General features: G+C 38.3%; 18 protein-coding genes. 17 read left to right on the top strand and 1 reads right to left on the bottom strand.

Annotated elements, in window-relative coordinates; translation table 11 throughout:
- Positions 1 to 88: 88 nt before the first annotated feature.
- From Q8S25_RS00215 to Q8S25_RS00175, 9 genes are read left to right on the top strand one after another with little or no spacing between them, the layout of a single operon-like run.
- The gene (locus Q8S25_RS00215; protein WP_305533687.1) at positions 89 to 1,033 is read left to right on the top strand and encodes a dihydrodipicolinate synthase family protein; all 945 of its coding nucleotides are present in this window, start codon (positions 89 to 91) and stop codon (positions 1,031 to 1,033) included.
- Entirely contained in the window at positions 1,033 to 2,199 is a 1,167-nt protein-coding gene (locus Q8S25_RS00210) for a kelch repeat-containing protein (protein WP_305533685.1), read from the top strand. The genes Q8S25_RS00215 and Q8S25_RS00210 overlap by 1 nt, the downstream gene beginning before the upstream one ends.
- Positions 2,196 to 3,446, top strand: a complete 1,251-nt coding sequence (locus Q8S25_RS00205; RefSeq protein WP_305533683.1) for an MFS transporter — start codon at positions 2,196 to 2,198, stop codon at positions 3,444 to 3,446. Before Q8S25_RS00210 ends, Q8S25_RS00205 begins: the two co-directional genes overlap by 4 nt.
- 9 nt (positions 3,447 to 3,455) lie before the next feature.
- Complete coding sequence (locus tag Q8S25_RS00200) at positions 3,456 to 5,018, top strand: sialidase family protein (RefSeq protein WP_305533681.1); 1,563 nt, start codon at positions 3,456 to 3,458, stop codon at positions 5,016 to 5,018.
- Between the two features lie 27 nt (positions 5,019 to 5,045).
- Positions 5,046 to 6,227, top strand: a complete 1,182-nt coding sequence (locus tag Q8S25_RS00195) for an AGE family epimerase/isomerase (RefSeq protein ID WP_305533679.1) — start codon at positions 5,046 to 5,048, stop codon at positions 6,225 to 6,227.
- Positions 6,224 to 7,849, top strand: a complete 1,626-nt coding sequence (locus tag Q8S25_RS00190) for a sialate O-acetylesterase (RefSeq protein WP_305533677.1) — start codon at positions 6,224 to 6,226, stop codon at positions 7,847 to 7,849. The genes Q8S25_RS00195 and Q8S25_RS00190 overlap by 4 nt, the downstream gene beginning before the upstream one ends.
- 2 nt (positions 7,850 to 7,851) lie before the next feature.
- Positions 7,852 to 10,149 (top strand): family 20 glycosylhydrolase, encoded by a 2,298-nt coding sequence (locus Q8S25_RS00185; RefSeq protein ID WP_305533675.1) that lies wholly within the window; start codon positions 7,852 to 7,854, stop codon positions 10,147 to 10,149.
- Between the two features lie 7 nt (positions 10,150 to 10,156).
- Positions 10,157 to 12,646 (top strand): family 20 glycosylhydrolase, encoded by a 2,490-nt coding sequence (locus Q8S25_RS00180; protein ID WP_305533673.1) that lies wholly within the window; start codon positions 10,157 to 10,159, stop codon positions 12,644 to 12,646.
- A 46-nt stretch (positions 12,647 to 12,692) separates the two neighbouring features.
- On the top strand, positions 12,693 to 14,792 hold the full coding sequence (locus Q8S25_RS00175) for a glycoside hydrolase family 2 protein (protein WP_305533671.1): 2,100 nt from the start codon (positions 12,693 to 12,695) through the stop codon (positions 14,790 to 14,792).
- 2 nt (positions 14,793 to 14,794) lie between these two features.
- Here Q8S25_RS00175 and Q8S25_RS00170 read toward each other — a convergent pair whose 3' ends face one another.
- A complete protein-coding gene (locus Q8S25_RS00170) occupies positions 14,795 to 15,190 on the bottom strand; it encodes a helix-turn-helix transcriptional regulator (protein ID WP_305533669.1) in 396 nt (131 codons plus the stop codon).
- 132 nt (positions 15,191 to 15,322) lie between these two features.
- Here Q8S25_RS00170 and Q8S25_RS00165 point away from each other — a divergent pair, with 132 nt between their 5' ends.
- From Q8S25_RS00165 to Q8S25_RS00130, 8 genes are all read left to right on the top strand, one after another.
- Entirely contained in the window at positions 15,323 to 15,739 is a 417-nt protein-coding gene (locus tag Q8S25_RS00165; protein ID WP_305533667.1) for a hypothetical protein, read from the top strand.
- Positions 15,736 to 16,533, top strand: coding sequence for a HEPN domain-containing protein (locus tag Q8S25_RS00160; protein ID WP_305533665.1), 798 nt, complete (start codon positions 15,736 to 15,738; stop codon positions 16,531 to 16,533). Before Q8S25_RS00165 ends, Q8S25_RS00160 begins: the two co-directional genes overlap by 4 nt.
- 65 nt (positions 16,534 to 16,598) lie before the next feature.
- Positions 16,599 to 16,949 (top strand): helix-turn-helix domain-containing protein, encoded by a 351-nt coding sequence (locus Q8S25_RS00155; RefSeq protein WP_305533663.1) that lies wholly within the window; start codon positions 16,599 to 16,601, stop codon positions 16,947 to 16,949.
- Positions 16,949 to 18,241: a type II toxin-antitoxin system HipA family toxin gene (locus Q8S25_RS00150; RefSeq protein WP_305533661.1), complete on the top strand. Its 1,293-nt coding sequence runs from the start codon at positions 16,949 to 16,951 to the stop codon at positions 18,239 to 18,241. The genes Q8S25_RS00155 and Q8S25_RS00150 overlap by 1 nt, the downstream gene beginning before the upstream one ends.
- Before the next feature lie 47 nt (positions 18,242 to 18,288).
- Positions 18,289 to 19,845, top strand: a complete 1,557-nt coding sequence (locus tag Q8S25_RS00145) for a sulfatase-like hydrolase/transferase (protein ID WP_305533659.1) — start codon at positions 18,289 to 18,291, stop codon at positions 19,843 to 19,845.
- Positions 19,846 to 19,948: 103 nt separating this feature from the next.
- Positions 19,949 to 22,750 (top strand): carboxypeptidase regulatory-like domain-containing protein, encoded by a 2,802-nt coding sequence (locus tag Q8S25_RS00140; protein WP_305534087.1) that lies wholly within the window; start codon positions 19,949 to 19,951, stop codon positions 22,748 to 22,750.
- 54 nt (positions 22,751 to 22,804) lie between these two features.
- Positions 22,805 to 24,169 (top strand): hypothetical protein, encoded by a 1,365-nt coding sequence (locus Q8S25_RS00135; protein WP_305533657.1) that lies wholly within the window; start codon positions 22,805 to 22,807, stop codon positions 24,167 to 24,169.
- 225 nt (positions 24,170 to 24,394) lie between these two features.
- On the top strand, positions 24,395 to 24,994 hold the full coding sequence (locus Q8S25_RS00130) for a hypothetical protein (RefSeq protein WP_305533655.1): 600 nt from the start codon (positions 24,395 to 24,397) through the stop codon (positions 24,992 to 24,994).
- Position 24,995: the final 1 nt, after the last annotated feature.

Below are 24,995 nucleotides of genomic sequence, written 5' to 3'. Positions count from 1 at the left end.
ATTGTTTTATTAAGCAAGCATAAATGGTAGTTTTGAAAGCAAGGGGCAGTAAAATGCCCCTTGTATTTATCTCAATTAATTTTTTACAATGGTTCACGAAAAATTACAGGGCCTAATTTCTGCACCTTTTACTCCAATGCATTCAGATGGTTCTTTGAATTTAGCATTGATACCTTCCTATTATGCCCTTTTAAAAGCCAATGGCATTACTGGTGCATTTATATGTGGTTCTACAGGAGAAGGTGTTTCATTAACCAAGGAAGAAAAAAAAGCTGTAGCAGAAGCATGGGCTGCATGTACCAAGCATGATCCAACATTTTCGGCCATGCCTTTATTGGGTGGAACTTGTATTGCCGATGCAAAAGAATTGGCATTGCATGCACAAGCTATAGGATTAGATGCTGTTTCATTTACTGCGCCTTCTTATTTTAAACCAGCCAATGTAGAAGTATTGGCAGCTTGTTGCAAAGAAATTGCAGCAGTGGTTCCTGAAATGCCTTTTTATTATTACCATATTCCTGTACTAACTGGAGTTGGTTTTGCTATGTACGATTTACTAAAAGCGGTGGATGGAATAATTCCCAATTTTGCTGGAGTAAAATATACACACGAAGATTTTATGGATTTCTTGAGTTGCCTTCAATACCAAAATGGCAAGTACGATATGGTTTGGGGTAGAGATGAAAATATGTTGCCTGCGCTGGCTATTGGCACCAAAGCATCAATAGGAAGCACGTATAATTATGCCGCTCCTTTATACCATGAATTAATTGAAGCGTTTAATAATGGCCAATTACAAAAAGCGCAAATTTTACAACAACAATCCATAGATATGATTCGATTGTTGGGTAAGTATGGAGGTATTGCTACTGGTAAAGCATACATGAAACTAATTGGATTAGATTGTGGTAGCTTTAGGTTACCAGTAAAAAATATGGATGCAGCCCAATTTGAGCAATTCCAAAAAGATGTGGCGTTGTTAGGATTTGAACAGTATAGCTCTAAAATGCCCACTGCAACAAATGCCCTTTAATGAAACGATATTATTATATCATTTGTATTCCGTTTATGTTAATAGCCAATACTATTATGGCCCAATATTCAGCTGAATGGTCTGTTCAATTTGCTATTGCAACTACTTTACCTTCTGATGCGGGGAAGCAAATATCTACTGGATTTGCTGGTGTTGTAACAGGAGTACATCAAAATCATTTATTGGTGGCAGGCGGTGCTAATTTTCCAGAAGCCATGCCATGGCAAGGAGGTAAAAAAATGTACCATTCTGAAGTTTTTGTATATAAACAAGACAATGCTGAATTACAATTAATTAATCAACATTCAAAGCTGCCAGAATCAATTGCTTATTCTGCGGTATGTACAACTTCTGAAGGAATTTTATATATAGGAGGAGAAAACGAAAACGGCATTTCAAATAAAGTGTGGATGCTACAGTGGAATCAGCAAAAGCAAGAAGTACAATGGATTGCCTACCCTTCTATGCCAATTGCTTTAACCAATGCTGCAGCAACTATTATACACAATAAAGTTTTTGTTGCAGGTGGTGAAACGGTTCAAGATGCTTCGATGCAATTTTTTGAGCTAGATTTAAACAATCTAAAAGCGGGTTGGAAAACACTACCGGTGCTTCCACATGCAGTTTCACATACCCTACTCATTGGATTAGCCCGCGAAACAAAACCTAGTTTGTATTTAATTGGCGGTAGAAAAAAAAATGCCAATGGCATCAGTAGTTTATACAATAATATGTATGAATATGATTTGAATACCCAAACCTGGACTGAAAAAACAGCTTTGCCTTATACATTAAGTGCGGGCGCAGGTGTTTGGTACAACTTAGACCAAATTGTTGTATTTGGTGGAGACAGAGCCACGGTATTTTCACAAGTAGAAAAATTACTTGCTGCTATTGCTGCAGAAAACAATCCAGCCAAAAAGCAAGTTTTAATAAACCAAAAAAATCAGTTACAAGAAACCCATCCAGGATTTAGTAAGGAAGTGTTGTTGTATCAAGCAAATAAAAATACATGGCAAGTTATTGGTACAATTCCGTATGATACACCAGTTACAACTACTGCAATAAAATGGAATGATGCTGTTATACTGCCATCTGGTGAAACAAAAGCAGGTGTAAGATCTCCCTATATTTTAAAAGCTATCATCCACAACAAAAACCAATGATCCAAAATAAAAAATATCCATGGATAGTGGTAGCGTTGCTTTGGGTAGTAGCCTTACTCAATTATATGGATCGGCAGATGTTAAGCACTATGAAGCCATCTATGCAAATAGATATTCAAGAGTTGCAATCTGCTACCAATTTTGGTTATTTAATGGCCATTTTTTTGTGGATTTATGGTTTCATGAGTCCAATATCGGGCATGATAGCAGATCGATTGAATCGCAAATGGTTAATTGTGGGAAGTTTATTTGTATGGAGTGCCATCACATTTGCGATGGGCTTTGCAAAAACATTCGATCAATTGTATTGGCTTAGAGCAATGATGGGTATTAGCGAAGCACTATATATACCAGCAGGTTTGTCTTTAATTGCCGATTACCATAGTTCAAAAACAAGGTCATTGGCTGTAGGCATTCATATGACTGGATTGTATATGGGACAGGCATTAGGAGGATTTGGTGCAACTATTGCTGCTGAATTCTCTTGGCAAAATGCATTCATCAGTTTTGGCTTAATTGGTATTGTTTATTCGGGGGTGTTGATATTGTTTTTGAAGGAGAAGCAATCCGATGATGCAGATATTGCTGTAAAAGATGGCTCAGCAATTGCACAAACAAAAAGAATTCCATTACTCAAGGGGTTAGCTACTTTATTTACCAATATTTCTTTTTGGGTGATCCTGTTTTATTTTGCCGTTCCTAGTTTGCCAGGGTGGGGAGTAAAAAATTGGTTGCCTACATTATTTTCAGAGAATCTTGGTATTGACATGGCTAAGGCAGGGCCACTGTCTACTATTACCATTGCCGCATCTTCTTTTTTAGGAGTCATTTTTGGTGGCGTACTTTCCGATAAATGGGTGCAAAAAAATATACGAGGAAGAGTATACACCAGTGCTATTGGATTGGCTATGACCATTCCTGCATTGTTGTTTATAGGGTTGGGTAATTCCATGATTCATTTGGTTGGAGCAGTTTTCTTTTTTGGTTTTGGATATGGTATGTTCGATGCCAACAATATGCCCATACTCTGTCAATTTATTTCTTCTAAACATAGAGCAACTGCTTATGGACTCATGAATATGATTGGGGTTTTTGCAGGGGCATTTATCACGAATTTATTAGGGAAGAGTTCCGACGCAGGAAGCCTTGGTAAAGACTTTGCCATGATGGCGTTGGTGGTAGTTGCTGCACTGGCTGTTCAATTGTTGGTACTAAGACCAAAGCAAAACGATTTTGTAGACGCATAAAAAGACTATATGAAAAAAAATATTTTTTATTTTTTATTCCTACTGTTGTTGATACCCGCAGTTGGTTGTGCAAAAAAATCAACTACACCTGTGGTAGGTGAAGTAAAAGCATCTGCATATACCCCAACTATCCCTGTTTTAAAAGAATTGGCTACCAATGCCATATTGAGGGTAAATATTTTTATTCCTGCAGATAATGCTGCACAACAATACACAGGAATCAATTGCAGCATCAATGCCAGCGCCATCAGCGGCATTGAAAATATTGCGGTATATCAAACCAGTGCAGAACCATTTTCAACTAATACCCCCCTTGCGAATAGTAAGCCTAACAGTACCAATTTTAATGTACCACTTACATTGAAGTTGGCGCCCGGGCTTCATTTTATTTGGTTTAGTGTAACATTGAATAACGCAGCAAGTATTGATCATACAATAGAATTACGCGCAACCCAATTAGTGCAATCAAATGGAAAAACGTTGACCATTAGTGAACCAGCAGGCAATTATGCAAAGCTAAAAGGAACAACCGTGCGCAAAGCAGGAGACGACAATGTAAATACCTATCGCATACCAGGAATTGCTACAACCAACAAAGGAACATTATTGTCTGTGTACGATATAAGATATAAAAACAGTGCCGACCTGCCAGGTAATATTGATGTGGGTTTAAGCAGATCTACCGATAGTGGTAAAACCTGGGAGCCTATGAAAATTATTATGGATATGGGCGCGCCGCACGAGAACAACGGAGTGGGTGATCCAGCAATATTATTTGATCCCATCACCAAAAAAATATGGGTAGCCGCATTGTGGAGTAAGGGCAATCGTTCTATTGCAGGGTCGTTACCAGGCATTTCGCCAGATACTACAGGGCAATTTGTTTTAGTAAGTAGCAACGATGATGGACTTACTTGGTCTGCACCTTATACCATTACACCTCAAATTAAAAATCCCAAATGGCATTTGTTTTTTAACGGGCCAGGGTCGGGAATTGCCATGAAAGACGGTAAGCTGGTTTTTGCAGCACAATATTGGAATGAAAATAAAATGCCTTATTCAACTATTATTTATAGTGCCGACCATGGTAATACATGGATTGGAAATTTAAATGGACCAAAGTCTAATACTACTGAAAGTCAGGTAGTAGAAACCACGCCAGGCACATTGATGTTGAATATGCGCGACAATAGAGGTTCGTATAGAAGTGTTGCTACAACTACTAATTTAGGAACCAGTTGGACGGAGCATGCTACATCGTACAATGCCTTACAAGATCCAGTATGCATGGGCAGTTTAATTAAAGCCAATGTAAAAGTAAAAGGCGTATTAAAAGAAGTATTGTTCTTTAGCAATCCCAATACCACCAGTGGAAGATATGATATGACTATTAAAGCCAGTTTAGATTTAGGACAAACCTGGTTGCCTGCTAATCAATTATTAGTTGATGAACGCAATTGTTATGGCTATTCTTCATTAACACAAATTGATACAGAAACCATTGGCATATTATACGAAGGAACCAAGGACTTGTATTTCGTAAAAGTGCCAGTTGCATCTATTATTAAATAGTTTTTGATTGGTTAAAAATAATTTGACGTGATATATTCTACAAAAGAATTGGCTGAGTTGGCTTCTTTCTACTCCAACCAGTTATTGAATAGCACTATTCCATTTTGGTTTCCAAGATCTTTTGATCAGGAGCATGGTGGATTTTTGTTGATGCGAGATGCAGATGGAACATTGATTGACGACGACAAAGCCGTTTGGATACAAGGTAGGGCCACCTGGATGTTGTCTACTTTATACAATACCGTAGAACAAAAACCAGAATGGTTAGCGGGTGCAAAACTGGGATACGATTTTTTAAACAAATATTGTTTTGATACCGATGGGCAAATGTTTTTTCATGTAACCAGAGATGGCCAACCCATACGAAAGCGTCGCTATTTTTTTTCTGAAACATTTTATGTGATTGCAGCCGCCGCATACGCAAAAGCTTCCGGAGATGAGGAAGCGGCCGCCAATGCAAGACGTGTATTTGATTTATGTATTCAATATGCAACTACACCCGGATTGTTGCAACCTAAGTATACCAAGACCCGACCAAGTAAGGGTATTGGGGTACCCATGATTATGATGAATACCGCACAACAATTGCGGGACACCATTGGGTATGCACCCTGCGATGAATGGATTACAAAATGGATAGATGAAATTGAGCGCTATTTTGTAAAAGACAATATACAATGCGTAATGGAACAAGTTGCGCCGGATGGATCAATCATAGATCATATAGATGGAAGAACTTTGAATCCCGGACATGCAATGGAAGGGGCCTGGTTTATATTGCACGAAGCCAAGCATCGCAACAACGACGCGCACTTAATTAATTTAGGATGTAGAATGTTAGATTATATGTGGGAGCGGGGATGGGACAAAGAGCAAGGCGGCATACTTTATTTTAGAGATGTATATAATAAGCCAGTGCAAGAGTATTGGCAAGACATGAAATTTTGGTGGCCACATAATGAAGTAATCATTGCCACTTTATTGGCTTATTTAATGACGGGCAATCAAAAATATGCAGAGTGGCATAAGTTGGTACATGGTTATGCCTATGCAAATTTTTTAGATATGCAATATGGCGAATGGTTTGGTTATTTGCATCGTGATGGAACTGTTGCACAAACAGCTAAGGGAAATTTATACAAAGGCCCCTTTCATTTACCTCGACAAGAATGGTATTGCATGCAAATACTTAAATCGTATTTGTCATGAGGGGATTGCTGCGCTTAGGGCTAATGTTTTGTTTGACTTTAATTATTGCGCAAAGTTTGCTAATAGCGCAGACTTCGCTTAAATCAGTTTCTCGCGAAGCAGAAATAGTGAGCGTTAATAAAATATTCACTGACCATATGGTGCTGCAACGAGACCAACCCATTCATATATGGGGAAGGGGATTGCCGGGCGCTGCAGTTAAGGTTTCGCTTAGCCGTACAGGCTTACGTAGTGCTGATTCAAAAACTTTGTCAAGCGTTGTTAAATCAGTTGTAACAAGTGTACGTTTAGACAGCAGTTGGTCGGTTAATTTGCCAGCGCTAAAAGCGAGTACTACTCCCCATGAAATAATAATTAATTCATGTAAAAAAAATATACTCATCAGCAATGTGCTATTGGGTGATATTTGGATTTGCATTGGTCAAAGCAATATGGAGTGGCCCATGCAACGCGAAATGTATTATCGCGAAGCAATTACAACAGCCAATCAACCCTTACTCCGATTTTATAATCCAACGTACGCTGGAAAAAATGTTTTCAACCAATATTTTTCTGATTCAGTTTTGCAAATGATGCAACCTGAAAAGTTTTTTGCCCCTACTAGTTGGCAAGTGAGTGATAGCAATAGTTTCAGGGCTATGAGTGCAGTGGCTTATTATTATGGGAAGTCTATTGTTACTAACACACAAGTACCCATTGGGCTTATTAATTTATCTATTGCTGGGGCTCCGCTGGAAACATTTATAGGAGTAGATGCATTGAAATCGGATGAGCGTTTTGCAGCTAAAGCAATTGAACCATGGTTAACAAATCCAGCTATTCCGGTATGGGTAAAAGAACGAGGCAACCAAAATTTGCGTACAGGAACCAATCATCCATTTAAACCAGGTCATGTATATGAAGCTGGTTTAAAACCCTTGTTCCCATTGGCTATAAAAGGAATCATCAATTACCAAGGGGAGAGCAATGCACAGGAAATGGAGCGTGTAAATGAATATGCAGCATTAACGCAATTGATGGTGCAAAATTTTAGGGGGCGTTTTCAACAACCCATGTTGCCTTATTTTTTTGTGCAATTGAGCTCTATTGATTCGGTAAAATACAAGGGACAATACTGGCATTTATTTAGAGACGAGCAAAGAAAAATAATGGAACGGCTTTCTTATTCTGGTATGGCTGTTTGTACTGATTATGGATTAAAAGACAATGTGCATCCTACCAATAAAAAAATAGTGGGAGAGCGATTAGCAAGATGGGCGTTGAATAAAGAGTACGGTCTTTCAATTGTGCCATCTGGTCCATTACCGCTAAGTGCTCAATATGCTAATGGACAATTACAAGTTACATTTAATCATGCAAAAGATGGATTAGCAACAGCTGATGGCAAGTCTTTGCGGGGCTTTTCACTAGATGGTATTCATGAAGTTTCAGCGCGGATTCAAAAAGGAACGCTTCAATTGGGTAACGCTGTTTCTTCTGGGGCCGAAATGGTAGTAATTGATTGTGAAGAACAACCTGAGTATATTTATTATGATTGGAAGCCGTATACTGATGGAAATTTGGTGAATAGGGAGCAGATTCCTACTTCTACTTTCAAAATAAAGGTTCATTTAAAAAAATAAAAGTGAAATATCTATTAATTGTTTTCTTTTTCCCAACTTACCTATTAGCGCAAAACAAGCAGATCAGCATCATTCCTGTTCCGGTAAGTTTACAGCAAAATGTGGGTGAGTTTATTATTAATGAACAAACCCAAATTGAATTTTCAGCACAATCAAAGCAATTACAATCTGCAGCCAGTTTTTTACGAAATGCCATTCAAGATATATCAGGTTTGAATTTGCCAATTAACAAAAATGCAAAACAGAAAATAGTTCTTGCATTAATAAAAGATGCCGTTATTGGAGAAGAGGGATATCGGTTAGTGGTTTTAACCAATGCAATTCAGATTAAAGCCAATACACCCGCAGGAATTATATATGGTATACAAACGTTACTGCAGACGCTTCCTGCAGTAAGAACCAATGCAAAGCTTACAGTCCCATGCATGCAAGTAACCGACTATCCTCAATTCAAATGGAGAGGGATGCATTTAGATGTGAGTAGGCATTTCTTTGGCCCCAATGTAATTAAACAGTATTTAGATTTATTAGCTGCCTATAAGTTCAACACATTTCATTGGCATTTAGTAGATGACCAAGGATGGCGTATAGAAATTAAAAAGTATCCTGCACTAACCAATACAGGTGCATGGCGTGTTGATCAAACTAATTTGGTGTGGGGATCAAGGCCGCAGGCTAAGGAAGCTGAAGAGCCAACTTACGGCGGGTATTATACACAAGCCCAAATAAAAGAGATTGTTGCTTATGCGTCGGAAAGAAATATTACGGTTGTTCCAGAAATAGAAATGCCCGGACATGTGGCGTCTGCCATAGCTTCTTATCCATTTTTAAGTTGTACACAACAACAACAGTTGCCATTAACAGGCGGCAATTACACCAATATGTCTTCCAATTACTGTGCAGGAAATGATTCCGTAATTCATTTTTTAGAAAATGTATTAACAGAAGTAATTCAATTATTTCCTTCTAAGTATATACATATTGGAGGAGATGAAGTAGATAAAACATCATGGAAAAAATGTACCAAATGTCAGCAACGAATTCGCAAGGAAAACTTAAAAGATGAAGACGAATTACAAAGCTATTTCATTAAAAGAATGGAAAAATTTGTTAATGGAAAAAATAGGAAAATCATTGGTTGGGATGAAATACTCGAAGGTGGTTTAGCGCCAGGAGCAACAGTAATGAGTTGGCGGGGAGAAGCGGGAGGAATTGCTGCAGCAAAAATGAAACACGATGTGGTGATGACCCCAGGAAATCCTGTTTATTTTGACCATTATCAAGGAGATCCTGCCTCCGAACCAATTGCTATAGGTGGATTTAATACACTTAAGAAAGTGTACGACTACGAGCCTTTGCCTAAAGAATTAAATGAAGAAGAAGCCCGCCATGTACTAGGCGCCCAAGCCAATCTTTGGACAGAATATGTTACAACGCCTAAACAAGTAGAATACATGGTATTGCCACGCATGCTTGCATTGTCTGAAGTATTATGGAGCCCTAAGGCTTCAAAAGATTGGGCGGGTTTTAATGAAAGACTACAACAACATTTTAAAGCATTTGATCAAAAAGGATTGAACTATAGTAAAGGAAATTTTAAAGTAGAAATAAAACCTATTTTAAAAGAAGGAGAATTGTATGCAACCCTTTCAACTGAAGCATATAAGGGGCAAATTTATTATACCACCAATGGAGATCAGCCATCTTTAAAAAGCCAATTGTACGAAGGCCTTATAAAAATTAATTCTTCCGTAACAATAAAAGCTGCAACTGTAGTGAACGGAGAAGTGAAGAGTATAATACCCGCTGAACAACAATTTGCTTTGCATAAAGCCATCGGGAAAAAAGTGAATTATACCCATCCAATTAGCAGGTACTATATGGCCGATGGCCCCAATTCATTAACAGATGGTATAAAGGGCACTACTGCCATCAATCAATTTTGGCATGGTATAGCTGCAAAGGATTTGATTGCAACTATTGATTTAGAAGAGGAAAAAAATATTCAATCTCTTTCATTGGGTTGTTTGCAAAATTACAATGATTGGATCATGATGCCAGAATGGGTGAAGTTTGAAGTATCATTAGATGGAGTTAATTATACAACCATTAAAACTGTACCCAATCCTATAGCACAACAGGAAAAAAAGTCGGTGATTAATAATTTTACTACAACTTTTCCTTCGTTAAAAGCAAGGTTTGTGCGTGTGACAGCAAAAGTACTGGATCAATTACCCAAGGGACATTCAGGTGAAGGCAAACCAGCTTGGATTTTTGCAGACGAATTCATTGTTGAATAAAAGAACTATGCAAAATAATTTTTTATACAAAGTATGCTTGTTTTTATGTACAGCGCTATTGGGCTTATCATTAATGGGTATTTCTCAAATTGTATTGCCAACATATCCCGATTCAATATTTAATACTTATTATCACCAGCGGTATAGTTTGTTTAAAGCATTGCCAAATGATGCGGCTTCCTTGTCCTCTTCTAAGCGCGATATTATTTTTTTAGGGAATAGCATTAATGATGGGAGTGAATGGTATGAGCTGTTTAATGATATTCGTATCAAGAACAGAGGAATCAGTGGCGATATTACTGAGGGAATTTTACACCGATTAGCAGAAATAAGTAACCGCAAGCCAGCTAAAGTTTTTTTAATGATTGGCATTAACGATTTGGGTAGGGGGCTATCACCTGATTCGGTTGCGAAAAATATATTGCTGATGAACGATTATCTGCAACAAGAAAGTCCTAACACGCAAGTGTATATTCAAAGTATTTTACCAGTGAATCCAAGCTTCGGAAAATTTGCTGGGCAAACCAGTAAGCGAGAACAAATAAATCAAACCAATGCACTACTAAAAGCTGCATCCACCAAACACCATTACGAGTTTATTAATTTGCACAGCGAGTTTGTAGATGCACAGGGAAACTTAGATGCAAAATATACCAATGATGGATTGCACTTAGTAGGAGCGGGTTATATGCATTGGAGACACTTGATTTATCCGAAAGTATTTGGATTAACCCATCAGCCCGCATTAATTCCAATGCCCAAGCAAGTGAAATGGAATAAGGAGTATTATACCATTGACCCATCTAAATCTTTGGCAGCGCAAGTGAAGATTGAGCTAATCAGTTCAGCTCAGCATAAAGAGTGGTATGAATTAATTGTTCGCCCCAATCAAATCACTATTAAAGCTGCTACGCAGCATGGCTTATTCAATGCCCTACAAACCTTGCAACAATTGGCACGCAATGGACAAACCATTGTTGCCTGCGAAATTAAAGATGAACCCGCATTTGCTTGGAGGGGTTATATGATTGATGTGGGAAGAAATTATATGTCTATGAATTTGCTGAAACAGCAAATAGATATCATGGCCAAATACAAATTGAATGTATTTCATTTTCATGCAACAGAAGATATTGCTTGGCGAATAGCTATTAAACAATATCCGCAATTAACAGCACCCGAAAATATGTTGCGCAATAAGGGAATGTATTATACCGAAGCAGAAATAAAAGAGTTAATTGCTTATTGTAAAGCGCGCAATATTTTATTTGTTCCAGAAATTGATATGCCTGGTCATAGTGCAGCATTTAGGCGAGCTATGAAAGTAGATATGCAATCCGATTCAGGAATGGTGTACATCAAAAATATACTCAAGGAATTTTGCACTACTTATGATGTTCCCTATATCCATATTGGGGCCGACGAAGTAAAAATTACCAATCCCAATTTTATACCTGAAGTAACTCGTTATATCCAAAGCTTTGGAAAGAAAGTAATTGGCTGGCAACCCGGCGGAAATTTTTTAGACAGTACCATCCGACAACTATGGATGGACGATTTAGGAAAAATTACCAACGACAAGCAAGTGCAATACATCGATTCACGGCATTTGTATTTGAATCATATGGATCCGTTGGAATCGGTAACTACTATTTTTAACAGGCAGTTGGCCAATAGAGACAGGGGAGACCATAATGCACTCGGTGCAATTATTTGTACATGGCACGATAGAGCAGTGGCCACACAAGACAATGTATTAAATATGAATCCTGTGTATCCAGCCATGTTGGCATTTGCAGAAAGAAGTTGGAACGGCGGGGGTAAAGCAGGTTGGGTTGCCAATATAAGTGATGGGAATGAAAAAGCATTTGTTGAATTTGAACAGCGATTATTGAATCACCAAGAACAATATTTTAAAGAGCTGTCCTTTCCTTATCAAGCGCAAGCTGCATTGGAATGGAAGCTCTACGGGCCTTTCACAAACAATCCTAACGCTAAAGAAGACCTGTGGCCCGAGCAAAACTCATCAAAATATTTTTACAAAACCGTAAAGGGCGGAACAGTGGTTCTGCGTCATTGGTGGGCGCCTTTAATAAAGGGGGCAATTGATTCACTCAAGCCCAATACTGTTTGGTATGCTACTACCCAAATTTGGAGTAACGAAAATGAAACAAGGCCATTCTGGATAGGGTTCAATAATTTATCGCGTTCGCCTGCAACAGATTCCCCTCCAGCTTTTGCTTGGAATGAACAGAACGCAACCGTTCAAGTAAACGGCACAATGGTTCTACCACCAGTATGGAAAAGAGCAGGGCAAAAAGGGAATGCAGAAATTCCATTGATAGACGAGGGATACGAATACCGTGCACCCACTTTAATCAATTTACAAAAAGGATGGAACAAGGTGCAGATAAAAATTCCCATTGGAAAACTCAGCGGAAAAGATTGGCAGAATCCTGCTAAGTACATGTTCTCATTTGTGCCAGTAGTTCGTTAAAGCACTGGCGGAGTCTTATTATGATTGATTGTTAAAAATTTTCAAAATGATTCGTATTAAGTTAATTTATTTTCTTGTTTTTATATGCAGTAGTCAATCGTTGTTGTTTGCACAGCGCGACACCATTGCCATGAACAGCAACTGGCAATTTGTAATAGATAAAAATTCGGACGGATTTAAAAGCGAGTGGTATATGCAACCACTAACTAAAGCAAGAACGGTAGCGATTCCACATACTTGGAATATTGAAGACAGTAATCAAACCCATTATGGGTGGGCTTGGTACCAGAAGGAATTACAAATACCCACTAATTATAAGAGTAAGCAAGTGGTGATTGAGTTTGGTGCCATTAATCATACGGCGCATATTTATTTGAATGGCATTAAAGTAGCCGAACATATTGGAGATGGATTCAATAAATTTAAAGTAGATATTAGTAAACAAATTAAAGCGGGAACAAGCAATCGTTTAACTGTAGCAGTAAATAATGATTACGGAAAAAACAAAGTTCCGTTTGGAAGTTCTTTTGATTGGCCCAATGATGGCGGCATTATTCGCAAAGTAAATTTAATAGTGACCCATCCCATTGCACCGCAACAAATTTTTGTAACACCCACGCTGCATAAAGATTCATCGGCTACTGTAAAAATTCGGTTACCATTTAATAAAGCGATTTTCGAAAAAAAGTACGCAGGGCTAAAAGGAAAATTAACATTGAATATTCAAATTGCTCCTGAATTAGATCAGTATAAGCGCATGAATCATCAACCAAATTTAACGGTGCATGAACTCGCGCGAAAGCATATGACAGGGGATTTGGTAACGCCAGAATGGGAAGGAGAAAATGCATTCGCAACAGTTCAAATCACGAAGGTAAAACCCTGGCATTTCGATTTTCCGAATCTGTACCATGTAGGAGTGCTTGTTGCGAATGGCGCTGAAATTATAGATGCATTAGGAACTAATATTGGATTTAGAACCCTTGAATTCATTAACGGACAAACGCATTTAAATGGAGAGCGAATTAAATTAATGGGGGTAGAGTGGACGGCAGGATCCAATCCAAATTATGGTTTTGCAGAAACCGATTCAGTAATACTGGCCAATTGCAAATTGATGAAAGACGTGAACGCCATTTTCACCAGACAACATTTTCAGCAAGACGATTTGTTTTATGATTTCTGTGATCGCAATGGCATATTGGTACAGCAAGAAGTTCCTTTATGGGGCCCAGAAACCCCCGCTACTGAAGCTATACAGCAGATTGCCCAAGCACAGCTTGAGCAAATGATCAATAACTTGTACAATCATCCCAGTATTTTTTCTTGGGGTGCAGGCAATGAGTTAAGAGCAAGAGATGCAGACATGAAGCCAATGATTAGTGCATTAATGAAACGCTCCAGATTATTAGATCCTAGTAGAAACGCTGCTTATGTAAGTAATACCTTAACTACAAGCTATTACAATAATCCCAACTTTGTTCCAGATGCAGCAGCAGAAGGCGATTATTTAATGATGAATGAGTACGGAGGAAGTTGGTGGAGCATACCAACCGGAAAAATTCATTTGTATTTGGATAGTGTACATCAAAGTTATCCTACTAAACCATTTTTTATTTCAGAGTTTGGATTATGTGAACCCAATTTTAAAGGGGGCGATGAAAGAAGGATTGAAGACTTGATTTATCATATGGCCATTTACGAAAGCAAGCCTTATGTAGAAGGGGCTATTTATTTTGATTTAACCGATTACAGAACGCATTACCCAGGCACGAATGATATAGGAAAAATGCGCAGAAGAATTCATGGCGTATACGATATGTATGGCAATTCAAAGCCGTCTATGAAAGTGTTGAGGGAACAATCTACCCCAATAGAAATACAACATGTGGCAAGTGCAGAAAAAGGGAAACTCAATATTACGCTCTATGGAAGCATGGGGCTTCCGCAACATACCGTAACAGGATATAAATTATACATTTCTTCAGCAACCAATAATTACCTCAACACCAAAGCTTATACAATACCTACTTTAAAACCGGGTCAAAGGTATGGACTAAAAGTAGACGCTTTAAAAGGGGAATACTATATCACGATTGTGCGCCCTCAAGGATATATTGCTACGCAGAAAGGATTTGTAGAATAGGTTTATTTATTTTTATCCAATAAATTTTGTAGTAAAGCCACTTTTTCTCTTTCGCTTTGTACCAAGGCCTCGTACAGTTCTACTATTTTATCAATAGGGTTGAACGTGCAATTGTGATTAATTACGTTCAACGTAGATTGGTCATTACTTGTAAAAGAATTAGATAAAATATTGATTGCAGTGTCTTCATCAAAATTCTTAATGACTTCAACAGGAATTTTTAACACATTGGATACTTTCATCAAAATATTGTCTTCTATAATTTCTTTCTGTTCAATTAAAGAAATTTTTCGTTGATTCCAATCTTCTCCCATTTCAGCAGCCAGTGTTTCTTGTTTAATGCCAAGCATTTCTCTGTATCGTTTCACATTCCGACCCTGATGTATGGTTTTTTCCATGGTTTAGCCTTTTAACAAATATAATAAAACTATTACAGCTAAAATACCTGCCTTTTAAGGTAAAATACCTGATTTTAAACTAGGATAGTAAATAGCAAGACTGCAATTTGGGCACTGTTAAATTGTTTATTTATGCATCCGTATAAAAAAAAGGCTAGTCCCCACGATGTAGTAAACCAGTTTTTTGATGCCTTTTCCTTGGCTACCGCAGAAGACTATTTGTTGTCTAGTTTTAAAGCTGCAGAATCAATGCCTGTTTGGAAAAAATCGGCACCATACGACTTAATCTATTTTTTTGAACAACTAGCTAATTTGATACATGCATTTAGTGAAAAAGTAAACCAAAAAAACGACAAAAATCAGTATGCGAAATGCAGAAAATGCATTAACAAATACACGGTTAAACAGTGGGATGAATACCTACATTATATCTTAAGTTTTGCGCTATCGAATAATAGTTTATCTGAAGCAGGTGTTCAACTTGAGTTGATGCATTTTTTTGATTATTTGAAACAATTATTAGCAACTTCTTATTTACTAAAATCATGAACCAGCCAACTAATTTGATTAATTTAATTAGCGGGGTAATAGCGCCCGATGCAATTTATATATTGGGTACTCGGTTAAAAAGCATAAGTAGTCAGCATATTTTTTCGAGCCATACCCATGAAAAAACCGAAGTAGATCAACAGTTTATTTTAGTGCTTATACCATCGTTGGGTAATTACACTTTACTTCAATGGCAGGAAAGAATTGAACAACAATGCAATGATTTGGCAACTACAACAACCATAGTTTTGGAAACAGCAACTTTTAATCATTGGCTTTCAATGGGGCATGCATTTGCGCAAAAAGTGGTGCAATCCGCAGCACCAATTTATCAGAAAGAATCTATTTCGCTTTGCGCTTTACAACAGACCAATTTTCCTATTGAAGAAAAACTACAGGAAAGTATTTGCAAAGACGGGTTAAATAAAGCGCTTGAGTTTTATGCAGGAGCCGAACTATATATCATTAGAAAGCAGTACAAACTATCTATGTTTATGTTGCATCAAGCAACTGAACAAGCTTTAAGTACATTGGTCAAAACAGGAATGGGCTATTATTGTTGCTCTCACAATATTGAAAGACTATTGCGTTATGCAAGTTGGGTTTCGTATTCGGTAGGGGAACTCTTTCCACTAAAAACTGAAATAGAAAAAAAGCGATTTAAGTTGATGCAGCGGGCATATATTGATAGCCGTTATAAGGCAGATTTTACTGTGGATTACCAAGATTTAATCATCCTTATAAACAGCGTAAACCATTTAATTAAGGTGTTGAAACTAGGTTTTGATGGATAAATCAGATTATTATCTTAAATTGTGTTGATAAAAGCCAACAATAAGCCTTATTAAACAGTTTAATGATGGAAAAAAACAACATAAAATGGGTTGAAATGCCCGATAAGGCTATTTTAACGCAATTGGGTGAGTTTATTAAAGCAACTCGGTTAGATCAAAATAAAACACAGCAAGAATTGGCCAATATGGCTGGGGTTAATCGCTCCACAATTGTGCAATTAGAAAGTGGTGCCGGGGCAACAATGATGAGTTTTATTCAGGTTCTTAGGGCTTTAGATCAACTGAATCTGTTTGAATCTTTCCAACATATGCCTGTAATTAGTCCATTGCTTTTAGCCAAACAGCAGCAAGAAAAAAGGCAAAGGGCAAGAACGATCAATAAAACTAATTTAAGAAAACCTATATCTGATTGGTAATGATTACAAATGCTATCATACGTATTTGGGATAAAGAGGTAGGGGCTATTGCATGGGATAGTGAAAAAAGCCTTGCCTACTTTGAATTTGAACCTTCGTTCTTAAATAGTCAGTGGGATCTCTCTCCAATTAAAATGCCTATTGCCAATGCTGCTAAACGAATTTATTCTTTCCCTGAATTGATTCGGAGTAATACGTTTAAAGGAATGCCAGGATTGTTGGCCGATGTATTGCCAGATAAATATGGAAATGCATTAATCAATACCTGGCTAATCAATAATGGAAGAGCAGCCGATAGCATGAATCCTGTAGAGCTGCTTTGTTTTATTGGTAAAAGAGGAATGGGGGCATTAGAATTTGAACCTGTTATGCCAAGGACAAATAATCAATCAACCAAAATAGAGTTAGCCAAATTAATTGAAATAGCACAAGTAATTCTTTCCAACAAAAAACAATTACAAGCGAACCTTGCTAATGAAGATGCCAAAGCTTTGAGCGATATATTGAAAATTGGAACATCTGCAGGAGGTGCAAGGGCAAAAGCGGTGATTGCTTATAATGCTAAAACAAAAGAAGTAAAAACGGGTCAAGCAGATGCGCCCAAAGGGTTTGAACATTGGTTAATCAAGTTTGATGGTGTTGTGGATTCCGAAATTGGAATGTCAAGTGGATATGGTAGAGTAGAAATGGCTTATCACTTAATGGCGAAAGAGATTGGTATCAATATGATGGAATCTAGACTTTTAGAAGAAAATGGTCGGGCTCATTTTATGACTAAAAGATTTGATAGAACAAAGGACAATGATAAAATTCATGTTCAAAGTTTTTGTGCCTTAAATCATTTTGATTTTAATGAAGTAAACAGTTTTAGCTATGAGCAGTTATTTCAAACAATGCGAAGCTTAAGATTGCCATATCCCGATGCCGAACAGTTGTATAAAAGAATGGCTTTTAATGTGATGGCAAGAAACTGTGATGATCATACTAAGAACTTTTCATTCATAATGAATCAATCGGGCGATTGGTCGTTGGCTCCTGCATTTGATATTTGTCATGCATATAGACCCAATAGCACTTGGGTGAGTCAGCATGCCTTGAGTGTAAATGGAAAAAGAAACAATATTTCTATCGATGATCTTTTAGCGGTTGCGAAAAACATGAATATTAAAAAACCAGTAGTCATATTGAATCACATTAGCGATACCGTTAAAAACTGGAAAAATTTTGCAGCTGAAACAAAACTGGCTCCTAAGTTGCGAGATGCAATTGCTAAAACCCTTTTGCCTTTATAGCCATTAGCTTTTTTAATAATTACCTTTACCTCAAATCTTTAAAAAACTTGCAACTCCTTTCCGCTATACTCAAATTGATTTTACTAGTTGCCATCCAATTGTTAATAGAACAAGGGCCGCAATTGATATTAGGTAATCCAGAAATAACGATCAACCTTAGTTTTATATTTATTATCAATTGTTTGTTGCTGTTGTTTACCAGCAATTATAAATGGTTTTATATTCTGCAATTTTTTTCCTTGGCTATTTATGCCATTGTGTTGGTGCCGCAGTTGTTCTTCTTTAATATGTTCAACTTTTATGCGCGCATGAATTATATATTCTTAAGCCCCGGCAATTTCATCATCGCATTTGTTTATTTGTTGATTGCAGCCGCCGCTATAGCAGGCATTGCTTGGTTGCAGGTAAAGTTGATTAAAAGCATGCGCCGCCAAATTTATGTGGTTCCTGTATTTGCGCTGTTGCTCATCATTGCTGAGTTTGCAGCACCCACTGCGGAAATCTTATCTGCAGCTGCAATTCCAACAAAGAACTCAACCTCCTCTAATGACCAACTTGTTCCTTGGCGCAAACTATATATAGATTACATAGGAAACAACGGATTTGTCCGCATTCAAAAAGATTACAACAAGTTTGCGAAAGGCAAAACATCCATCACACCCTATGCATGCAATACTACGGAAGATGAAACCAGCACAACATTGGCACCTACGATTCAATATTTACAAGACACTACTACCAATAAAGATTTTCTGCTCCTAATGGAAAGTTGGGGAGAGTTGGCAGAACCCAAGGAGCAGGAGAAATTGATGAAGCATATACGTGCGCTTTTTAACAGCCATGGGGCGGGGCTCACGAAGTATTACCAATTAGAATTCGGGCGCACTTGCTTTCACGGAAATACCAGTTCAGCAGAAGGACGAGAGTTACTCAATATGAACGACGAAGAATCATACAGGGCCTTCCTGGAGCGGAACGTGGCCCCGCCCCATAATATCACCCAGTATAAAAACCAAAACGGTTATCATACCATTGCAGGCTTTACTGCGTCTAAACAATACGGCAGCAATATGAGCAATGCCGAAGGCTTTAGAAGGGCATTGGGTTTCAAGAGCAGGTTTTATTATGAAGAACTCAGTAAGCACTACAAAGACAATAAAGAAAATACCTACAAAGCAGTGTTCGACGAAAATTTAATCGACAGCATACTCAACGAAAGCAAACGCTACGAAAAAGTTTTTGCCTATGCCCTCACTATTAATACGCACACGCCGTTTAGATTTGATGTAACGAATAATATAGACGGAAAGTATTATTATAAAATCAAGCGCGAGTTGTTCAAGTCTTTTAAAGAGAACCAACAGGCATATGATCAGTTTTATAGAATAGCGTCTATTATTAATCATACGTTTAAGCGGGTCGCGGAAGCTAGTCAATCAGGTGACGCCGAAGCAATCACCGCGAGCCGCAACAGCGCGGTCACCCAGGCGAAACCCTTCGACCGCATTCTCATCATTGGCGACCACGCCAACCCCGATTTTAGAACCCGCGGCCTATATAATATGAAAACCGTGCCTTTCCTAATCATCCGCCGCCGAAACTAAGGAGTTAACAATTTGGTAATATTCCCGTAACAATTGCGTAACAGTACGGTAACATTGGGGTAACACTGCGCTGGTAGTTTTGCAGCATCAAAATATTCAAGTGATGCAACAACCCCCGGCAATCAGATTATTTCTTACTTTTTTATTCACTATTGTGGCCACTGCAATATTTGCACAAGCCAAAATAAATGGTAAAGTAATCTCCGCCAACAATGAAAGTTTATCAGGAACTTCTATCAAACTAGAAGGCCCCACCGCAAGAACCGTAGCAGCCGACCTAGAAGGTCGTTTCAGCATTTCAGTTAAAGCAGGTAAGTATACCCTCACTTTTTCAAGAGTAGGATACCAAACCAAAGTGTTAGAAGACATTGAGGTAAAGGAAGGAATTGAGGGCAACGACTTAAACGTAGTATTAGAATTAAAAACAACTACTACAGAAGTAATAGTTCGTTCATCTGCGCGTAAAGAAAGTTCCAATGCCATGATTGTGTTTCAAAAAACCAACACGGCCATGTCTAGCGGATTAGCGGCAGACTTTATTAGAAGAACACCAGATAGAAATACATCAGACGTGTTAAAGCGTGTGAGTGGAGCTTCTATTCAAGACAATAAGTTTGTGGTAGTACGTGGATTAAGCGATCGTTACAATCAAGCATTATTGAACAACGCATTAATGCCTAGTTCAGAGCCAGATAAAAAAGCATTCTCATTCGACATTATTCCAGCAGCCATGATTGATAATATCATTATCAATAAAACGGCAACCCCAGATTTACCAGGTGAATTTGCAGGTGGATTGGTACAAGTAAATACCAGAGATATACCTACCAAGAATCAATTAAATGTAACCGTTTCTTTGGGATACAACTCTCAGAGTACTTTCAAAAGCTTTACCAGCAATCAACGCAGCAGCACAGCATGGTTGGGTTTTGACGGGGGCAATCGCAACCTTCCAGGTTCAATGCCAAATACAGTTACCTATAGAGGGTTAACAGACAATGAAAAAATTGCCATCAGCAAAGACTTTGATGGCAATGGATACGGAGAGCGCGTGAACACGGCGGCTCCAATCACCACTGTTAATATGGCTTGGTCTAATACCAAGACTTTTAAAAACGAAGCCAAATTTGGATCAATCATTTCAGTATACTACAGAAATGCATCCATCATTTATGATGATGTAGAAAGAGGTCGTTTTGAAAAAGTAAGAACACCCATCTTTACAGGTACTGAAGTACAGAATAGGTATTCGGTTAACGTGGGTGTAATGGCCAACTTCACTTATGTAAAAGGCGCAACAAAAATTTCATTCAGAAATTTAGTGAACCAAGTATACGACGAAAATTATTTGAACAGAACCCTTAACAACGTAGGTCGTTTGCAAACTGTATCGTTGCGTTCTAATTTCTTGAACCAACGTTTATTGGTAAGCAGCCAGTTAGAAGGAGAGCATTTATTGAGCAGCAGCCGTGGAATCAAATTTGTTTGGAATGCCAATGGATCATTCAATAGCAAGTCTCAACCAGATTTTAGAACTGCACAGTTTGCAAAAAGTTCGGCAACACCTAATGCGCCATTTACCTTAGACGACGACGATACCAGAAGATTCTTCTCCGATTTAAAAGATTATTCAACTGGCTTAAATGGTACATTAATTGTTCCATTCAATATGGGAAGTCAAAAACAAACCATGAAAATTGGTGGATCTACTTTATTAAGATTCCGCGACTTTAATGCACGTGTATTCCGATACAGACCTGTAGGTAGTGGATCTAATTTAGAATTGGCTTACGATAAAATGTTCTTGAACAGCAATATCAATAGCAATGGATTATTGTTAGAAGAGCAAACACAAAACACCGATCGTTATTTTGGAATCTCTGCATTAAACAGTGGATACCTAATGTTCGATAATAAATTATCTAATAGCTTAAGAGTAATCTGGGGAGCAAGAGCAGAATTTTTTGAACAATTCTTAAGCAGCCGCGACCTAGCGTTAAAGCGCGTGAGAGTGAACACAGAGAAGTGGGATTTCTTGCCTTCTATTAATATTACCAACTCATTCAATAACCAACACCAAATTCGTTTTGCGGTATCACAAACAGTAGCTCGTCCTGAGTTCCGTGAAATTGCACCGTTCCAGTTCTTTGATTACGAAAGCATCTGGGGTATTGGTGGAGATACTTCATTAAGAAGAACCAAAATCTTTAACGTAGACTTCCGTTACGAATACTATCCTAAGTCGGGTGAAATGATTTCAGTAGGAGTATTCACCAAGAAATTCACTGATCCAATAGAATTAAGAATGGACGGAGGAAGCAATGGAGACCGTTGGTTATTCAGCTACACCAATGCTGCATCAGCCACATTAGTAGGAGCAGAGGTAGAGATTAGAAAAGGGATGGACTTTGTAAGCGATAAATTAAAAGACTTCACATTCATAGGTAACGTTACCGTATTAAAATCAACAGTTAAGTTGAATACTACCCAAGCAAGCGGAAAAGAAACTACACAAAACAGACCATTGTTCGGGCAGTCACCATACTTAATTAATGCAGGATTCCAGTACACCAATGTAGAGAAAGGATTTAACGCTTCAATCTTATACAACAGACAAGGACCAAGATTGTCATTGGTAGGAGATCCAGAAGGAGCGGGCTTCTACGATATATATGAAAGAAGCAGAAACTTGTTAGATGTGCAAGTATCAAAGAAAGTATTAAATCAAGCAGGAGAATTCAAGCTAACAGTTTCAGATATTTTCAACAATCAGTTTGCATTCTACGACAATGCAGATACTAAGCCAGGATACAGTTATGCAGCAGGTGATAGAATCAACTATGCATACAGACCAGGCACAACCGTTACCGTATCATTTAGTTACGATATCAATTTTAAAAAATAAAATACATACTGAATAAAATCAGCATACCATTCAAAACCGCTTAAAATGAAACCAATGAATAAGTTAACGCAACTTTTTATTGCAGGAGCACTTGCACTAACAGCAACATCTTGTGTAAAAGTAAACTTTGAAGATCCAATTGCATCTGGTACAGGTACCAATGCAGACGATCCCAACACCACAAGAATCTTAAAAGGTTCTTATGAAAGAAGCATCACATTAACTGGTGGTACTTATACCATTCAGGGATATGTATATGTTCAGCAGGGAGCAACGCTAACCATTCCAGCAGGAACTATTTTAAAAAGTGATATTTCACAAAAAGGTGCAATCATTATTGAAAGAGGAGCAAAGATTGAAGCAAACGGAACTGCATCTAATCCAATTGTATTTACATCAGGTAAAGCAGCAGGATCAAGATTACGTGGAGATTGGGGTGGAATCATTTTATTAGGAAATGCACCAACAAACAGACCATTATCACCAGCACCATTAGTAGAAGGTGGGGTAGATAGAAGATATGGCGGTACTACAGCTAATGATAACTCAGGCACTATGCGTTATGTGCGTATAGAGTTCGCAGGAATTGCGGCAGAACCTGGAAGTGAAATTAATGGATTAACACTGGGGGGTGTTGGTTCAGGCACAACACTTGAATACATTCAGGTTTCTTACGGAAACGACGATGCGTATGAGTTCTTTGGTGGTACCGTTAACTTAAAGTATTTGTTGTCTTATGCAACATCAGACGACGATTACGATTTTGATTTTGGATACACAGGAAAAATCCAGTATGCAGTAGCACAACGTCGTCCAGAAATTGGCGATACCGATGCAGGTAATGGAGTAGAAGCAGATAATGATGGATCAGGTACATCTGCAAGACCATTTACACGCCCAGAGTTGAGCAACTTCACATGGATAGGTTCTAACGGAGCGCCAAATACACAGGCGTTTGAAAACTTTGGAAACAGATGGAGAAGAGGCGTACGATTCTCAGTACGTAACTCAATCATGATGGGCTGGCCTAAGGGTGGTTTCTCTATGGAGTCTGCATTAACTGCAACTGCATTTGGTAATGACACGTCAGTATTCAGAAACAACTTGGTACATGCATTAGCAGATGCGTATAAAGTAGATGCATCAGCAGCAGGGGTGATTACAGCCGCCGCAGTAAAAACTAAAGCAGAAACCAATGGCGGTATCACATACACGAACCCAGCAGATATTATGTTAACGGCACCATTTAATGTAGATGCACCAAACTATATACCAATGACTGGTTCACCAGCATTAACAGGTGCAAGCTTTACCGGAATGGATGCATTCTTTACACCAGTAGCATTCCGTGGTGCATTTGGAACCAGCAACTGGACCACAGGATGGGCAAGCTTTACCCCGCAAACAAATGCTTACTAGTATTTGCTGCGCAATAATAGCTGTAGCATAGTTTTCTCAAGCGTTGCGATTGTACAGTCACGCAACGATTTAGTATAACAGTTAAGATTCGAGCCCCCATTTCTATGGGGGCTCTTTTTTGCCCGCCGTCGATTCGTCGCTCCGTCGCCCTGTCGATTCGTGGCAACGCCGAATTACTGTGTCCCGGCCGAAATAAAATATCTAATTTTGAAAAAAAAATATACCGTGCGCAAAATATACTTTCAGCATATTTTTTTAGCCCTTTTTATTTTTACAGCTATCGCCAGCCTAGCAGCCTGCGAAACAACTACAACAAAAACCATTGAAGTTTCAGACACCGAACTGGAATCAGTTGACGGACCAGAACCAGGCGAAGCAACTGAAGGCGAGGCAGGTACAGCAACCGGTGCAGGTGCAGTCAAAACAAACACTGGTTTGGACATCGCTGGCCTACACCAAGCAGACAGTGTGCAAATTTTATTCTTCACCGATCCCTTCGGAAAAGATTCATTGCGATATACACGATTTTTCAAGCACTACAATACATCAGACGATTCAACAGTGCAACCCTTATTGAAAAATTTAGACCAATTATTTTTATTGCGCACAGAAGTAATGAAATGCCGCTCTGAAGGAAAAATATTTTTCTTCAAGGGAACGCAAGAATTGAAGACGGTATATTTTAGTACCCAAGCAAACGGAGATTGCGCCTATATGTATTTTATAAAAGACGGTGGATTTTATTATTTCCCAATACAGCCTGCAACCGCAGCACTATTGCGAAAGCTGAAACCCCTTGCAGTTAAGCCAAGTGCTGAAAACTAAA

Source organism: Sediminibacterium sp. (assembly GCF_030695065.1).
Classification (GTDB): domain Bacteria; phylum Bacteroidota; class Bacteroidia; order Chitinophagales; family Chitinophagaceae; genus Sediminibacterium.
The sequence above is the reverse complement of the archived record's forward strand: the minus strand, read 5'-3'. Positions and strand labels throughout refer to the sequence as shown.

Coding starts and splice junctions, on each gene's coding strand:
- Q8S25_RS00215 (WP_305533687.1), top strand. CDS start 89: ATGGTTCACGAAAAATTACAGGGCCTAATTTCTGCACCTTTTACTCCA.
- Q8S25_RS00210 (WP_305533685.1), top strand. CDS start 1,033: ATGAAACGATATTATTATATCATTTGTATTCCGTTTATGTTAATAGCC.
- Q8S25_RS00205 (WP_305533683.1), top strand. CDS start 2,196: ATGATCCAAAATAAAAAATATCCATGGATAGTGGTAGCGTTGCTTTGG.
- Q8S25_RS00200 (WP_305533681.1), top strand. CDS start 3,456: ATGAAAAAAAATATTTTTTATTTTTTATTCCTACTGTTGTTGATACCC.
- Q8S25_RS00190 (WP_305533677.1), top strand. CDS start 6,224: ATGAGGGGATTGCTGCGCTTAGGGCTAATGTTTTGTTTGACTTTAATT.
- Q8S25_RS00180 (WP_305533673.1), top strand. CDS start 10,157: ATGCAAAATAATTTTTTATACAAAGTATGCTTGTTTTTATGTACAGCG.
- Q8S25_RS00175 (WP_305533671.1), top strand. CDS start 12,693: ATGATTCGTATTAAGTTAATTTATTTTCTTGTTTTTATATGCAGTAGT.
- Q8S25_RS00170 (WP_305533669.1), bottom strand. CDS start 15,190: ATGGAAAAAACCATACATCAGGGTCGGAATGTGAAACGATACAGAGAA.
- Q8S25_RS00165 (WP_305533667.1), top strand. CDS start 15,323: ATGCATCCGTATAAAAAAAAGGCTAGTCCCCACGATGTAGTAAACCAG.
- Q8S25_RS00160 (WP_305533665.1), top strand. CDS start 15,736: ATGAACCAGCCAACTAATTTGATTAATTTAATTAGCGGGGTAATAGCG.
- Q8S25_RS00155 (WP_305533663.1), top strand. CDS start 16,599: ATGGAAAAAAACAACATAAAATGGGTTGAAATGCCCGATAAGGCTATT.
- Q8S25_RS00150 (WP_305533661.1), top strand. CDS start 16,949: ATGATTACAAATGCTATCATACGTATTTGGGATAAAGAGGTAGGGGCT.
- Q8S25_RS00140 (WP_305534087.1), top strand. CDS start 19,949: ATGCAACAACCCCCGGCAATCAGATTATTTCTTACTTTTTTATTCACT.
- Q8S25_RS00135 (WP_305533657.1), top strand. CDS start 22,805: ATGAATAAGTTAACGCAACTTTTTATTGCAGGAGCACTTGCACTAACA.